Source organism: uncultured Cyclobacterium sp., assembly GCF_963977555.1.
Taxonomy (GTDB): Bacteria; Bacteroidota; Bacteroidia; order Cytophagales; family Cyclobacteriaceae; genus Cyclobacterium.
In genome coordinates, this window is record NZ_CAXBPD010000015.1 from 45,348 (window position 1) to 60,523 (window position 15,176).

General features: G+C 38.1%; 11 protein-coding genes. 1 reads left to right on the forward strand and 10 read right to left on the reverse strand.

Annotation, left to right across the window (positions count from 1 at the left end; translation table 11 throughout):
* Positions 1-364: 364 nt before the first annotated feature.
* The 10 genes from AAC073_RS17545 to AAC073_RS17590 form a co-directional block, all read right to left on the reverse strand.
* A complete protein-coding gene (locus AAC073_RS17545; RefSeq protein WP_339925105.1) occupies positions 365-2,704 on the reverse strand; it encodes a GMC family oxidoreductase N-terminal domain-containing protein in 2,340 nt (779 codons plus the stop codon).
* Positions 2,688-4,424 carry a metallophosphoesterase gene (locus AAC073_RS17550; RefSeq protein WP_339925106.1) on the reverse strand — a complete coding sequence of 579 codons (1,737 nt, stop codon included), beginning with the start codon at positions 4,422-4,424 and terminating at the stop codon, positions 2,688-2,690. The genes AAC073_RS17545 and AAC073_RS17550 overlap by 17 nt, the downstream gene beginning before the upstream one ends.
* Positions 4,414-5,859: a patatin-like phospholipase family protein gene (locus AAC073_RS17555; protein WP_339925107.1), complete on the reverse strand. Its 1,446-nt coding sequence runs from the start codon at positions 5,857-5,859 to the stop codon at positions 4,414-4,416. Before AAC073_RS17555 ends, AAC073_RS17550 begins: the two co-directional genes overlap by 11 nt.
* 81 nt (positions 5,860-5,940) lie before the next feature.
* Positions 5,941-6,354, reverse strand: a complete 414-nt coding sequence (locus AAC073_RS17560) for a patatin (protein ID WP_339925108.1) — start codon at positions 6,352-6,354, stop codon at positions 5,941-5,943.
* A complete protein-coding gene (locus tag AAC073_RS17565; RefSeq protein WP_339925109.1) occupies positions 6,347-6,844 on the reverse strand; it encodes a hypothetical protein in 498 nt (165 codons plus the stop codon). The genes AAC073_RS17560 and AAC073_RS17565 overlap by 8 nt, the downstream gene beginning before the upstream one ends.
* A 14-nt stretch (positions 6,845-6,858) precedes the next feature.
* Positions 6,859-7,743, reverse strand: coding sequence for an acetoacetate decarboxylase family protein (locus AAC073_RS17570; RefSeq protein WP_339925110.1), 885 nt, complete (start codon positions 7,741-7,743; stop codon positions 6,859-6,861).
* Positions 7,744-7,752: 9 nt separating this feature from the next.
* Positions 7,753-8,766 carry an alpha/beta fold hydrolase gene (locus tag AAC073_RS17575; protein WP_339925111.1) on the reverse strand — a complete coding sequence of 338 codons (1,014 nt, stop codon included), beginning with the start codon at positions 8,764-8,766 and terminating at the stop codon, positions 7,753-7,755.
* Between the two features lie 360 nt (positions 8,767-9,126).
* Positions 9,127-11,640 (reverse strand): primosomal protein N', encoded by a 2,514-nt coding sequence (gene priA, locus AAC073_RS17580; protein WP_339925112.1) that lies wholly within the window; start codon positions 11,638-11,640, stop codon positions 9,127-9,129.
* Between the two features lie 11 nt (positions 11,641-11,651).
* Positions 11,652-13,682 (reverse strand): thioredoxin domain-containing protein, encoded by a 2,031-nt coding sequence (locus AAC073_RS17585; protein WP_339925113.1) that lies wholly within the window; start codon positions 13,680-13,682, stop codon positions 11,652-11,654.
* Positions 13,679-14,686, reverse strand: a complete 1,008-nt coding sequence (locus tag AAC073_RS17590; protein ID WP_339925114.1) for a GSCFA domain-containing protein — start codon at positions 14,684-14,686, stop codon at positions 13,679-13,681. The genes AAC073_RS17585 and AAC073_RS17590 overlap by 4 nt, the downstream gene beginning before the upstream one ends.
* Before the next feature lie 234 nt (positions 14,687-14,920).
* Here AAC073_RS17590 and AAC073_RS17595 point away from each other — a divergent pair, with 234 nt between their 5' ends.
* Positions 14,921-15,169 (forward strand): hypothetical protein, encoded by a 249-nt coding sequence (locus tag AAC073_RS17595; protein ID WP_020892098.1) that lies wholly within the window; start codon positions 14,921-14,923, stop codon positions 15,167-15,169.
* Positions 15,170-15,176: the final 7 nt, after the last annotated feature.

Sequence of the window (15,176 nt, forward strand, 5' to 3'; positions counted from 1 at the left end):
TATTCATTCATCAATCTCTTTGAATAGCCCAATTTAAACTCGAAACTCACCACGATAAATATTGCCATAAAAAAACATTCCATATGGCAGTTATAATGCTTTAACCCAGAAATGTTACAGGATTTGTAAAGCCTGTGTTTAACAAAAATGCTATAATCGTAAAAAAATCAGGCTGTTTGGAGATTTTAGCATCCCTATCGTGATTTCTCCAAACAGCAACAAAGTGGCTGATTTTATCTTCAGAGGCGGATCTCTACGCAATAGGTTGACTTTTGCCTATTTCGGGTCCAACCACTAAATGGAATTTTATTACTGATTATAGCGTTATAGGCACACTAAAAACTGGTTATAAGCTAATTATGACCTAAGGTTTAAAGTAGGTTTCAAAAACATTCCCTGCAAAAAACTTCCCAAATGCCCCTATGGCTTTCCTTCCTTCTTCATTGTTTTTGGGATGTAAGGATTTAACGGTTCTTAATTGCTTGAGCAAATCCGAGACCTTTATTACCAATTTACCTTTGCCCACAATTTTACCACCTGCTGTATTTCCTTCATATAAAGTTATAAAAAGTGTGGTGGTATCCTTCCATGCATCCACAACATTGTTATTGTAAATGTCTTTAAACCCTTCGAAAAAGTAGTTTTCGCCTGAAGGACTAATTAAGGCCGCATTATAGTTCATGCGTTTTCTTTCCTTATCCCCCACATCCTGGATAAACAAATTGAAAATACCATTGTAAGCCGAAAGAGGCTCTTTACTAATCGCTGGGGCAATCATATTTCCAATCATTCTTCCAGCATGATTCTCATCTGCCACAAAGGCATCAATGTCTTCTGCTTGTATGGTCAGCGTAAACTCAAAAGTATTGTTATCTATCTTTCCTTTTGCAAAGCCTTTTTCAAAATCTTCTGTTTCTCCTAAGCCTATAAAACCTTTCATGGTTTCGGTAAATTGTACTCCTGTACCCGATGTTTGTTCGCCCTCTAAATTGGAGGGAACAGCGAAGTCATAATTCAATTCATATCCCTTCTCTTCTGCTATTAGTTTGCAACTTCTTTCTGCCAAGGCACTAATAGTTAAAAGTGGGTTGGTCCCTACTGGTCTAGGAATAATTGCGCCATCCAGCACGTATAAACCTTCATGTAGATCAGTGCCATTATCAGAAGCAAAGACTTGTCCTTTGTGATTTACAACTCCTGTTTCTGCACTATCTCCCATGCCACAACCACCCAAAGGGTGTACAGTCACCAGGTCGTAGTTCATCAGATTGTTCCAAGTCGGATTGGGTATTTTTGTCCCTCCAAGTGCTTGGGTAGCACTAAACATTTCTCCATTGACTTTATTGAAAATCTCCTGCTTGCCTACTCCCTCCCAATTAAGTGTTAACTTGCCTTCGTCATCCATTTTCATGGTCCCATTTCCATCGTCATGGGTCATGACCAGGTAGATTTGCGTATGAGCTACTGCTCCATGAAAAGCTCCCAAGAATAGACTTCTAAATTCTCTAAATTTCTCCTTAAAATAGTCCTTAAAGCCTCTGTCAGTATCTTTTCCTGCTAATCTCGAAAAAGCAATCAAAGCATTGGGCATTATGCTCCTAATCGGACCGGGAATAGTCCCCTCTTCAAGGGTCATCCCATCCTCCAGATTATCTCGTTCCCTAAGGTCTATTACACTGGTAATACAAGGTCCGACATTGGCAATTTGGTCTGTGCCTTTGCTACCTAAACCAATACCGTTGATTCTTTCGTCATTGTTATAGCCAAAGCCAAGAACATCCCCATTGCCTGTAAACCTCATACCCAACCTATTGGAAACTTTGAGCCCCATTTTCGCTGACCTAAACAAAATTTCCGTTGAACCCAAAGAACCAGCGCTAAGTATTACATTTTTGGCTTTGATAAACAGAAGAGGTGCATCGAAATTGTCCCTACCAATGCCAATCGGATGATAATATACCTGCCAATGTGATTGGGCCTTTTTTACATACCTGACATTAATGGAGGTGAAAATATCAGCTCCGTGATTGTATGCATCTGGCAAATAATTCATTGCCGTGGTGTTTTTAGCTCCTATATTACATCCTGTTACACAATCCCCACAATTGGTACACTTTGGCTGCTTTACACCAACATGGTTGGTTTTCGTTTCAAAATTGACGTTTATATCCAAAAGCCGAAAGGGAGAAGACATATAAGCAGCGGACTTACGCATGGCTTCTGTCTTTTTAAGAACTGGATAGCCATTTTTATTCTCTGGATAGGGATTAGGTTTAAGCATTCCCTTGGCCCTACTCACCCCTTCTTCAAATGATGCCAGGTCTTGCCTTATTGCTTCAGGCCACATTTTATCTTGCATCACCCTGTCTTCTGGCTCAATGGAGACATTGGCGTTTACCAAAGAAGTTCCTCCAAGACCACATCCTTTAAAAACATTGATGCCATTGCCCATGGTAAATTCATACAGTCCATTTTTTTCAAGACTTGTGGATTTACCCTTTATAAAATTCATTTCTTTCGATGCATTGAAAAGGGTATCCGGAAATTCACCGGGCAAAAATTCCTTGCCCTTTTCAAAAAGACAAACAGCTTGTCCTGATCGAGCCATCCTTGATGCTGAAATACTTCCTCCATACCCTGAACCGATGATTACATAATCATATTCAGGCTGTATGCTTGCAAGGGGTTTAGCTAATTTTTTCATTTTTTATAAATATAGGGTCCTCTATCAATTCATAATTTATGGGTTCTCCTTCAAAGCGTGGATCTTCAACGGTGCCAACTTGCTTCCAATTGCTCACCACTTTTTTTACTCCTATCGGGTATATGGTTAGCCCCTCCTTATCAATTGAAATTCTCAAAAAGTTTTTATACCCTTCCCAACGGTAAGAAGAAGATGCTTCCGTTATGTGATTCTTCAATAGAACGACACTTATGGTCAAGTAAAGACCAAAGAAGAAACAACTGATTAAACCCCCAAAAAGAATCATTTCAGCACTGTAGAGCAATATGGTTATCCCTTTATCAACGTCCATTCCCCAAACATTAAGGTTCAGGTAAGAAAAAAGCCATAGAAGGAAATAAAAATTGACTAAATGTAAAAGGCCATGAATGACTCCTGCTATGTAGTTTAGGTTCTTTTTACCCGAACTGGTATCTGTAAACATCACAATACCCACAAATAACAAAAGATTGAGAAAAAGCGCAGTGGGAAAGTGGAGTAATGTATCAGTTATGGAATAGAATATCTCTGGAAACTCATTGTTAAACAGATTGTAGCCGGACAGGTTTTCCATCAATGTCGTACCATTTATCATCTTCGTTTGAAGAATGTAGGAGGTGAAAACATTGTAAATACCGAAAAAAAGCAGCATTGTACGGCTAAAAAATGGAAAGGCTAGATTTAATAAGCTAAGTTTTACTGAGCTTGATTTTGGTGGAAAGGTCTTTTCCAGTTTAGCCTTTCTGTTGTGAATGGCATTTATTTCATTTTTTAATGTATGGGTAGGATGCATGAAGGCACCTCCTCCTCCTGCGGTTATCAATTGGCAGGGTTTAGCATCATCCTTTACAGTTTCGTACCTGGCATAATGGTGCAAATCCCCTGTTAAAATGACTTCTATATTTATATTCTTATTTTTCTCTTCGTAGGCTTTATCCCCTCGTCCTAAGAGAACCTTATCTATAAAGAACTGTAGTCGATCAAAGGAACCATTTTCCAGGTCAAATGATTTGTAAACCCAAGATGGCTCTGAGGTACACAATATTAACTTACTATTGGAGTTAAAATGTGCTCTTGCCATTTCTTTAAAATAGCAAATTTGAGGGAAATCAATGTCTGCATTCAATTGAATATCAATCGCTATAATCCAATAGTCATAAGGTAATTTGAGTGCAAAATAGCTTCGATTTTGTTGGGTTTTCCAATTACCAAGGGAACGCTTTTGGGTAAATAGCCTTAAAAAATTTGTCAATCCATCATACCAATCATGGTTGCCAGGAATAGCAAAAACATCAGGCCTATCGATATCTGATTTGTCTTTTGGAAAAGCAGCTGTATAGGGACCTCTTAGCCTATTGTCATATTCAATATTTTCCGGAGTGGGATAAACTTCATCGCCTCCCATAACTAAAATATCGCCCCTTTTGAGAATTTTCCCCCTCAAAGCTAAGCTTTCTCTGCCCAATAAATGGGCAAGCGTAAATGTGGGATTAAAACCATCACCTAAATCGGATATATAGTCAAACCATAATTCCTCTTTCTGAGAATAATCAAAGGGGTTGGTTTCCTGATCTAAGGCGGCTTGCAGCTCTCTTCTATCTGCAAAATTACCGAAAACAGAGGACAACACAGTTTTGACACTTGTGAAAGCCAACTGTTTGGGGTCATACCAATTGACCATTGGTTTTCTCTCAAACTTCATTTTGTAAAATATTTTTTATCATTCCAAATTTAAATCCAATGCCACCATTAGAACCGTTCTTCTTTTTGGCCAAACTTAGACCTACAGCCTTTATCCGTGTTATAAAAGATTGATAGAGCTTTCCTTCCATAAAAATACTATCAGGTGCTACATGACTTGAATAAATCTTAACATCAACTGATTTGAAAGCAAGTCCCATTAACCAGTTCCAAGGGCTTGAGCAGCGCAACTCCGCCTTAAGCAAATGGGCTTTTTCTTCGTAGTTGACATTGGTCTCGATCTCTATCAAGGTTTCACTAGAACCTTTTCCATAGACTGTAACTTTGGTAAGCCCACCAATTATTTCTTGATCAATAGCTTTTATATAGATACTGGAAAAAGCTTCAATGCTTTCCACTTCATTCACGATGGTTTTACGCAGGAAAATATAGAGATCTACCTGGTGTTTTTTATCCTTTATTTCAAGCTTTCCTGAGAATTTCATGGGTAGACACAAGTAATCACCAGAGTTCTTCGTCTGCGTAGCCCTGAAATCAAGGGAATCCCCATATTCAGGTTTCTCCCTAAGGTAATTTTTGGTATCCTGATACCCCATATTAATTAAGGACCTTGCGGTTATCTTTTTAAGGAACAATTCAGGGTCAAGCGGTAAGGGAAGTTTTGGTTTCACAATGAAAACTTGAATTGGCCTGGTTTGGCCAAACGGAGAATTCCCAAGTTCGATTAGCTTATTTATCCATTTAATTTGTTCAAACTCTTCAAATAAGGCACCGTTAGCACTCATTTCTATAGAATGCACATATTGATTGAGAGAGCCAGGCAAATAGGCAGGATAATTGCCAATTCCCCAGATCAGCCATATGTCCTCTGCCCCCCTTTTGACTGCCTCCATTAAGTTAGCATCCTTTATCCACACGGCATCGATAAACCAATCATTCTTAATTTTCAGGGCTGGCATTAGGATAGGTAAGGAAACGCCAGCCAACAAATGGTTTTCTTCTAGTTGATCTGTTGAGATGGTATCGACAGTCTTTTTAGTGAAATTACAAACTGAAAAAGTAACAGGTAAATTGAGTTCTTTGATCTTTGAAGCACTAACCTCAAAATGTGGTAAAATCTTGTCCCTAATCCCATCAGCATCACCCAAAGCTCTGAGTTTCCACGGAGTAAAGTATTCTTTAAGGCTAATTAATGAAGTAAAATGATTGAAGTTTAGTGACTTCCATTTATTTATAATTTTATTCACAGAATGACCAGTAGCCAACATTGCAGCATTAAAAATACCGCCGGAAGCGCCGTCTGCATGAGAAAAGACGAGCTTTTCTTCCTCCAACGCTTTCATAACACCAGCCTGATAGGCAACACGCATCCCCCCTCCAGCCAATATTAATGTTCGTTTCGGATCTTTGTCATTTTGTTGGTTAATAATTAACATCCTAATTGTTACGTTAAATTTTGAACCCTTTTTTATTTCTGTTTTGAATTAACAGATCGCATACTTCAATAAAAAGAGCTTTTAAGTAGTGGAGGCGTTGAGCACCCTCAAATAAACGATGAAAACCACTCCTGAGAAAAGATCAAATATGGCTACAGACATGGCTAAAATAGAAAACAATCCATTGAACACGCCAATACTTACCGCTATAAATGCCCCAAATTTCTGTAGAGCTGCCCATAAAACAACTTGTTTGTTGGTAATGGAGCTATAAACGGCATGCAGCACCATTCCGCCAAAGAGGGCCATAAACATGCCTACAATTGCAAAGAAATGTGCTGAGGATGGCGTGGGCACTTCCTTGCCGATAAAGTCAAGCATAAAAGACGGTGCCAGCATTTGAACCACACCAGAAACCAGGGTAATAAAGGAAATTAATACCACTAGCAATTCAGTGTACCGAAAGGATAAACCTAATATTTTTTTTTCATTCATGGTTTTGATGTTTACTTTTAGCTTTGGCGATAAAGAAATACATCGTTATTAGCCACATTATGGTAAGAATGATCCACCGAAGGTCATTGAGCCACATCCATTCAGTCAGCAATGCTTGCAAGGTGCTTTCATCCGTTAAACCTGCTTTAAATTGGTTATTAACATCTTCAATATAAAGTTGCTGGATCAATACAGGTGCTAATAGTCCCGGAATCCAAGCTATTGGAACCCATCTGAGTCCCGATTTCCACTCCGTAATCAACATAATCACGAGCGCTATTGCCATTATTGGAATGGAAACAAAGAAAAATTTTGTAGCCAGATCCGTCTGAGGAATAATGGCATCATAATAATTGGATAGGTTTAAGGTCTTAGGATAATTCGGAAACCAGAAGTAATGCAATGACCAAAACATCCCTAAATAAATAGAAGAACAAAAAAAGATGTAGGCATTATTGATGTCTAATAATGTTTTTTTTAACGGACTCATTTTATAGTAAATTTTTATATTCGGAATTTTTCATAATCAGAGATAGATGGAGCTGGCAGCCAATCCTCAGTATACCCGAGGGGATACACTGACTCTAAACCTTCGGTCATTGCTTCCGGCGGTTCATCATAAGTCATAAACCAAGAATCAAAATGATCATCCAATATCCCGTTGGTTTTTGGCATAAAAGTGGTAAAAAAGGGATCTGGATTGATATCGATATGTTTCAAAGCGGCTACCTTTGGATGATCTCCAATAAAAAGACTTCCTCTGGCCTTTCCCAGTAAATTAATGCCAGCCTTTGATTCAAAATAAATATAAGATGCCATCAACATATTCCTAAACCTGCAATAGTTGGTTGCCCCTACTTTTAGCTTGATTGAAGGAGATTTGGGTTTATTAATTTCTATTCTGAAAGCAAACTGCCCATCCTTTTCATATTGACTGGTCACTTTATCCTCGGTGACTTTAAAATCAAGGTTGGCCTTGTGCTTGGGCATTCCCCAGATACCTTTGCCTCCCTTTACAGATATCTCACTGCTTACTGGAAGATCCAAAATGTACTGTCCTGTACCATAATGCCCCAATAATAGGGTATTTAATATTCTTGGGGCTGGTTTTGAACCATGAGTACAAGCTATAGCAATGCTGTATTCTATGTATTTACCAATACTTGTATCCAGGTAATTGATAATGGTAATCATCAATGCTGCCCTGCCATTGGGCAATTTCATGGCATGAATTTCATTTCCAGGCAATAGGGCGTTGGCTTTTTCCCAGTCACATGAAAACCCAGCCATTAAAGCTGGAGAATCTGATGAGCTTACAGGCATGGTATAAGGAATACCGTCTACCAATGCATATCTACCGGTATATTTCTTAATTCTTTTTGGGGGCATAATGGCTTTTCATCCAAGTTCAAGTTCATTTATCATTTTAGGGAACACATCCATATGGGCGTTTTTTCCAAAAAACACATCCAAGTGACTGTAATCCTCTAATAAGTACAATTTATGTAACCCTGGCTGCAATTTATTCAGGTATTCAAAAGTGTTTTCTTGACTTTTGGGTAAAAAACATTTGTTCTTCTTACCTGCAAACAATACAAACCTTGCGGTTGTCATTGGAGCCTTTTCTGTATAACCTCCCGCTCCCTCTTCATATCGGGTCAATGCTCCATTGGCAACACACTTTTGAATGTGTGAAAAAAAAGTTAATGGAACATGTGCAAACTCATATTGTATCCATTCTTTTGTTTTTTCATCAATATTGTCAAGTTCCCATAGTGCAGGAAAACCCGATCCATAAGTAAAACTGACCATTTTCCCAACCATCGAATCTTTTTCCCAATGTGTTGCTTTCACTACTTTTAAAACCATTTTAGATTTAAAATCAGGTGCCCGCAATCCCCATTGAGGATCCAGGTATTTAAAAAATTTACTTACCAAAGGCACCAGCAATTTCAGTTTGATTTTAGAGTAAAAAGGTACGACCGGATGTAAGGAAACCGCGTTGCTAATAATTAATTTCACCTCAGGGATGAGCCCAAGTATGGATGATATCATAAAACTGGTGCTTCCTTGGCAATGAATTATGGCCATTATTTCTTTTGACCCTGTATGTTCAACAACCTTCCTAACTGCTGCGGGATGGTCGTATAAGGCTACCTGATCTAAATTCCACTCATTTGGCTCAAATTGAACACTGCCCCTCCAGTTTTCTAACCAAACATCATAACCCGCTTCTGCTAGCGCATGAATAATATTATTACTGGATGGAGGATTGAATATATTACTACTTACCCCTGCACCATGCACCAATAATACAGGTCCTTTCGTTGCAGCGGGAGACAATAAATGCTTCAAGTCACACTGGAAGCCATCTAAAGATTCAAAAGTTATGGTTTCAAAATAATGACCCATTTATTAAATTTTCTTTTCCTAAATTTAATAAAATAAAATTAACATCATATGTCATTTACTCAATAATATAACTAATAAAACCAAGAAATATACTATTGCAACAAATATCATTGATGATAAAGACTGAAAAAGCACCTAAAATAACTGTATTCTTAAATCGATAGTTTATATACTTTCGATGAAAAGTTAAGCATTACAAAAAAAAATTAACGCAAGTGTTACGGAATGTTAAAACCTTAAAATAAATATGGTTCTTTAAGGATATTTCTATGACTTAGCCTGCTTCCTACTATAAAAATTTCGCTTTTAATTGAACGGCAGAAATAGAATGAAAAATAGACAAAAGCACAGGTCTAACCACTAATAGGGATCAACATCAATTAAAAACCTAACAGAACGGAACCGTTTGTCACCCTGCAATTCAGAAATAATCCGGACCATCTCCTGTTTGAAGCGCTCTTGCGTATTCGCATTTTTTTCAAGTTTGATCCAAATTTCAAAAAGAAAGAGGTTTTTAATCTTCCCAATTAATGCTTTCTCTGGCCCCAGAATTATCTTCCTACCTTCTATATCTGATAGCAGGTTTTTCAATTGGATAGCCGCTGTTTCGGCTGTTTTAAAGTCTTTGTGCTTGGTAACTATTTTGATGTTTTTAACAAAAGGTGGATAGTAAAATTGGCGCCGCTCTCCCATTTCTTGTTGGTAAAAATCATTGTAATTACCATTCATTATCTGCTTGAAAATCAACTGATCAGGACGCCTTGTTTGAATGATAACATTACCAGTAACATTCCTCCTCCCGGCCCTTCCGGCCACTTGGGTAATCTGTTGAAAAGCTCTTTCTCCAGACCTGAAATCCGGGTAGAATAAAATTCTATCAGCATCAACAATCCCTACCAAGGAAACCCTGTCAAAATCAAGCCCCTTGGTGATCATTTGAGTACCTACCAATATATCTACATTTCCAGACCCAAATTCCTCTAGTATTTTTTGATAGCCATATTTGCTCCGCGTGGTATCCAGGTCCATCCTTAGAATACGGGCTTCTGGAAAAAGTAAAGAGAGGTTTTCTTCTATTCTTTCTGTGCCTGATCCTACTGTTGTGATTTTATTACTTCCACAAGCCTGACATTTTACAGGTACTTTATCTTTAAAACCACAATAATGGCATCTCAATTCCTCCTGGTACTGGTGGTAAGTTAAGCTGACATCGCAATGTTCACATTCGGGAATCCAACCACATTCATCACAGGTAATATAAGGGGCATACCCCCTCCTATTTTGGAAAATAAGCACTTGCTCCTGGTGGTTTAAGGCCTCCTGAATTTTTTCTCTCATAAGCCTGGTAAAATCTAACTTTAGCAGGTTTTTCTTTTTGTCCTTTAAAATATCGGCCAAATGAAAATGAGGTAATTCTGCATCTCCATACCGCTGGTCCATTCTCACATAGCCATATTTGTCATTTTGGGCATTACTAAAGGTTTCAAATGCAGGGGTAGCTGTACCGAGCACAGTCTTGGCTTGATGCAACCAGGCCATCATGATGGCCGCATCTCTGGCATGAAACCTGGGAGCAGGATCATATTGCTTATAGGATGGTTCATGTTCTTCATCTACAATGACTAGCCCTAAACTATCAAAAGGCAAAAACAAAGAAGACCTAACTCCTATGATAAAGTTGTATTTACCTGATAAAACCCCTTGCCAAATATCTACCCGTTCATTGTCTGAATACTTGGAATGGAATACCCCCATTTTATCTCCAAAGACTTTCTGTAATCTGGCTACCAAATGAGTGGTAAGGGCAATTTCTGGAAGTAGCAACAATACTTGAGAACCGCTTTCCAGAACTTCCAAAATAAGCTTTATATAAATCTCCGTTTTACCAGAGCCAGTAATTCCATGTAGAAGTACGGTAGCTTTGCTGGTAAATTCCTTCTGAACGGCATCATAAGCCTCTTTTTGTTCACCTGATAGCTCAATGGGCTTGTCGTCTATCTGAATAGGCGAAAAACGGCTTATTTTAACTTTAAAACTTTGCAAAACCTTGTTTTTAACAAGGGTATCAATGGAAGAAGGTGAACAGCCTGAATCAGTCAATACTTTTTTGGATAGTCCCTCATCATTTAACTGACTGTTTTTAAAAATAGGTACTTGTTGCAAATATTTAAGCAAGACATTTTCTTGCTTTTCTTTACCTTTGATTCCTTCAAATAATTCATTGAGTTTATTGGAATCAGAAAGGTACTCTGGCGCTAAGCGCACTCTTACCTCTACCTTAGGACTATATTTTTCTTTAACAGATTCGTAAACCAGAATGGCTTTCTTGGCAAGTAGGCTTTTAATAATTTTGTGAAGGGCTCTTACAGGCACTACTGATTCCAGCTGGTCAACATTGACTTCCTCCTTTTTCTCCAATGCCTCAAGAATCAGCAATTCCCTATCATCCATAGGATAACCAGGATTTTCCAATTCAAAATCAGGATGCATTTGAACCTTACTCTCGGTAGAAAGCTTTAAACCACTAGGTAGTGCCGCATTCATTACTTCTCCTATATGGCAGCAATAATAACTGGCCAACCAGCCCCAGAATTTGATTTGCAAGGCATTTACTATAGGATAATCATCCAGTAAGTCTAGAATGGGCTTGGCTTTATATGCTTCTGGAGCCTTTTGATGGACTTTAGCCACAATGCCTGTGAGGATCCTTTTCCTTCCAAATTGAACCATTACACGATAGCCTATGCCTATTTCCTCCTGAATTTCAGGTCCTATACTATAGGTAAATGTAAGCGGAATAGGCACCGGAAGGATAATGTCCGCGTACAGATCTTTACTTGATGAAGGATAGTTATTTCCAAAGAGGTCTTCCACTGTTAATCTTATTATCTAGTTTTGGGCAAAAATGGAAGCTGTTTGACGGCTTCGTCTATTGATTCCACAGGCCGCTTGCACGATTTATTAAAGCATACGTACAAAGTGGCCATCTCCCCTGACTTACCTGCTAGTATTGGAAGTTCGCTACTGAGATCATCTTCAGCAGCTGTCACCATATTGGGGTAATAATTAGCCTGAAGTGATAATCCAACATTTTTTGCCTCCTTTCCTTTTATCGCTACTTCAGCTGTAGGAACTGTTTTTTCCAAATAAAAGTTTGCCCAGTTGGCTAGAAAATCCGGTTCTTTCACCAACATTTCACTGACCAGTTGCAGCATGCTTTCTGCTTGCGAAAGGTAGGCATCATTGTATAGATATAGCCCTAACTGATGAAGATTCCTAGCCATCACTGAATTAGAGGCTGGAATAACATTGTCAAAGATTTCTTTTTTATCGGCTATCAGTTTTTCAGTATTGGGATCATTGAAATAGAACAAACCATCTGTTTCATCAAAAAATTTATCCATTACTCTTTGTGTCAATAAATCTGCCCTTTTGAGCCAAAGGGGATCAAATGTAATTTTATAGAGGGAAATAAAGGATTGAATTACAGCCCCATAATCTTCTAAAAAGGCTGGCGTGTAAGCCACATTCTCTTTAAAGTTGCGATACAAGACATTGTCAATTACCATTTGACACCAAATAAATTCCCCAGTCTCCAAGGCTGCCTTTCGAAATTCTCCTTCACCAATGGCTAAGTAAGCCTGAGAGAGCCCCACTATTACCCAACCATTCCATCCACTTATGATTTTATCATCCAATCCAGGGCTTATTCTTCTAGACCTATTTTCCAGAAGCCTTTCTTTTGCTTCCTTTAATTTGATTTCAAAAACAGCAATAGTAAACCCATGGTTTTCGGCAACTTCTTTATAAGGCATGGTTTGAAAAAGAATATTCCTACCCGATTCCCAATTCCCTTCTGGTTTAAGGCCATATAACTGGCTAAACCAAGCCAAATCTTCTCCTAATAATTCATCTAATTCCTCGTAAGTCCAAGTATAATACTTTCCTTCTACCCCTTCGCTATCTGCATCTAGGGCTGAATAAAAGCCCAATTCATTACTCCGCATTTCACTTAGTAACCAGCCTACTGTTTCTCTTACCTTTTCTTTAAAGAAAGGATCCTGGCTGTACTGAAAGGCCTTGCTGTAAAGACATAGCAATTGGCCGTTATCGTAAAGCATTTTTTCAAAATGAGGGGCAAACCATTCTCCATCTACACTGTAGCGGCAAAATCCTCCTCTCAGGTGATCATATATACCACCCATTCCAATTTTCTTCAATGTATAACAAACCTGTTCACCTATCTCCTTTTGAACATCCAAAATAGCCATGTCCAATAAGTAGTTCCAAATTACAGGCATTGGGAATTTAGGAACTCTTTTCATGCCACCCCATTCCATATCGATTCCTTTTAATAAATGCTCGGCCATTCCTCTTACCCTTTCTGCAGTAAATTCAGAGATTTCTCTCTTTAACCCGTATTTCTCAATAATGGACCTGTCAATACTTCTTCCAAAACCTTCGGCACTTTTAAGCAACTCCTCATATTGCTTCGAAAAGGCCTGGGCAACGCCAGACAACACTTTCATCCATTGATTTTTTGAAAAATAGGTACCTCCATAAAAAGGCTTCTGATCAGGCATCAGAAAAACATTTAAGGGCCATCCTCCCTGCAACCCCATTACCTGCACAGCCTCCATGTATATATTGTCCAAATCAGGTCTCTCTTCTCGATCAATTTTTATACATACAAAATGGCTGTTCATCAGATTAGCAACCTCCATGTCTTCGAAGCTCTCCTTCTCCATTACATGACACCAATGACAGGCAGAATAACCAATGCTTACCAATATGGGCTTGTGCTCAACTTTGGCTTTTTGTAAAGCTTCTTCTGACCAGGGATACCACTGTACCGGATTGTGCGCATGCTGTTGCAAATACAGACTTTTGCTTTTGATCAGTTTATTGGCTTTCATTTTAGGTTAGGTTCATCTGTTACAGACGATCTCAATTGATCATTAATGACTTGATTTTCTATGGAGAAATCCAAGTTGGCTGGCATCAGCGCTATTAGTTCCCGAAGTTTAAAAAGAAACTGATGATGGGCCTCTGATTGGGGATTAAATGGTCTATGGCTGAGATTCTTTTGAATTTGATCGATGTGTTGAATTAATTCCTTGGTTTCCTCATTGAAAAAAGCATTTTGAAATTCATTCCAAATATAATCTTCTGCCATTGAACTGGGGTGAATCATATCCTCCTTATAAAAGCGGTAATCCCTCAGGTCGTCCATCATGATTTCATAAGCTGGGAAATAATAGATTTCTGGATAAATTGAAACCAACCCGTGGCACAACACTTTTAGCAAGCTTTTACTTAGCTGATTTTCAGGTATTCCATCTTTGATATGCCTCACAGGACTGACTGTCAAAACCACCTGAATTTCAGGATTAACTTTCAATAGATTTTGATAAAATGCATTGAAAGTTTCAATCATTTCATTGAGACCAAGAATACTTTTGGAGAAGTATTGCTGGGGCTGTTTGTGACAGTTTGTTACTATACTATTACTCTCTATCAATCGATGAACAAAGGCAGTTCCTAGCGTAATCACCAAATGAGAAGCATTTTCAAGTTTATTTTTTACCTGCAACTGGCTTTTTTCTATTCTATCGGCAAGTTCGTCTACAGATCCCGCATTAAATGAAGAATGTAGTTGGTAATGAAAATAGTTGTCATGCCTATTCAAGTACAAATCTGGATTTACAGGCTTTGATAGAAGTGAATTAGTAAGAAGATTAAATATAGAATCTGGGTTGAAAGTCGTACCGAAAGGATTTACCAGCACATCAAATTTGCTTAGACTTAACCTTTCTCCCACCACTTCTGAAAAGCAAGACCCTATCGTCATCACCTGAGAGGAATGGTTTATTCCTTTAACACATTCCTTAAAGCGGAAAGTAGTTCTAAAACTTTTCATTTTCTAAAACATTTTTTTGCAACCCCCTATTTCTAGGGCTAAAATAAAAGAACAAATTAATGAAAATATAAGGGATTTGGAGCTTAAATAACCCCAAAGTTCAAATTTACTGTATTCATAAATGATTAGGTTAATTAATACGATATGTAAATTTTTTATTGTCAAAATTTCAATATTTAATAATAATTAATAATATTGTTACACAAATCACTTTTACCATTAACCAAATCAAAAATGGAATCAGCTTTATTAGAAAAATCAGTAGAAAACACTATTGCGAAGTTAAGCAAATTAAAAATCAGTGAAGGTTTGACCGCGGAACTGGAATGGTGCTTGGGAAGTTATCGGTTTGATAACAATCCTGAAGGTTTGAAAATGAAATCTAAGCTTGCTTTGGACTTATTGAAGGAAGCCAAAGAAAAGAGCAGCCGTTCGGTATCTAAAAAATTGATCACTGATCTGGAAAAGGCAATTGTAAACTAAAAAAGCC

Coding starts and splice junctions, on each gene's coding strand:
- AAC073_RS17545 (WP_339925105.1), bottom strand. CDS start 2,704: ATGAAAAAATTAGCTAAACCCCTTGCAAGCATACAGCCTGAATATGAT.
- AAC073_RS17550 (WP_339925106.1), bottom strand. CDS start 4,424: ATGAAGTTTGAGAGAAAACCAATGGTCAATTGGTATGACCCCAAACAG.
- AAC073_RS17555 (WP_339925107.1), bottom strand. CDS start 5,859: ATGTTAATTATTAACCAACAAAATGACAAAGATCCGAAACGAACATTA.
- AAC073_RS17560 (WP_339925108.1), bottom strand. CDS start 6,354: ATGAATGAAAAAAAAATATTAGGTTTATCCTTTCGGTACACTGAATTG.
- AAC073_RS17565 (WP_339925109.1), bottom strand. CDS start 6,844: ATGAGTCCGTTAAAAAAAACATTATTAGACATCAATAATGCCTACATC.
- AAC073_RS17570 (WP_339925110.1), bottom strand. CDS start 7,743: ATGCCCCCAAAAAGAATTAAGAAATATACCGGTAGATATGCATTGGTA.
- AAC073_RS17575 (WP_339925111.1), bottom strand. CDS start 8,766: ATGGGTCATTATTTTGAAACCATAACTTTTGAATCTTTAGATGGCTTC.
- AAC073_RS17585 (WP_339925113.1), bottom strand. CDS start 13,682: ATGAAAGCCAATAAACTGATCAAAAGCAAAAGTCTGTATTTGCAACAG.
- AAC073_RS17590 (WP_339925114.1), bottom strand. CDS start 14,686: ATGAAAAGTTTTAGAACTACTTTCCGCTTTAAGGAATGTGTTAAAGGA.
- AAC073_RS17595 (WP_020892098.1), top strand. CDS start 14,921: ATGGAATCAGCTTTATTAGAAAAATCAGTAGAAAACACTATTGCGAAG.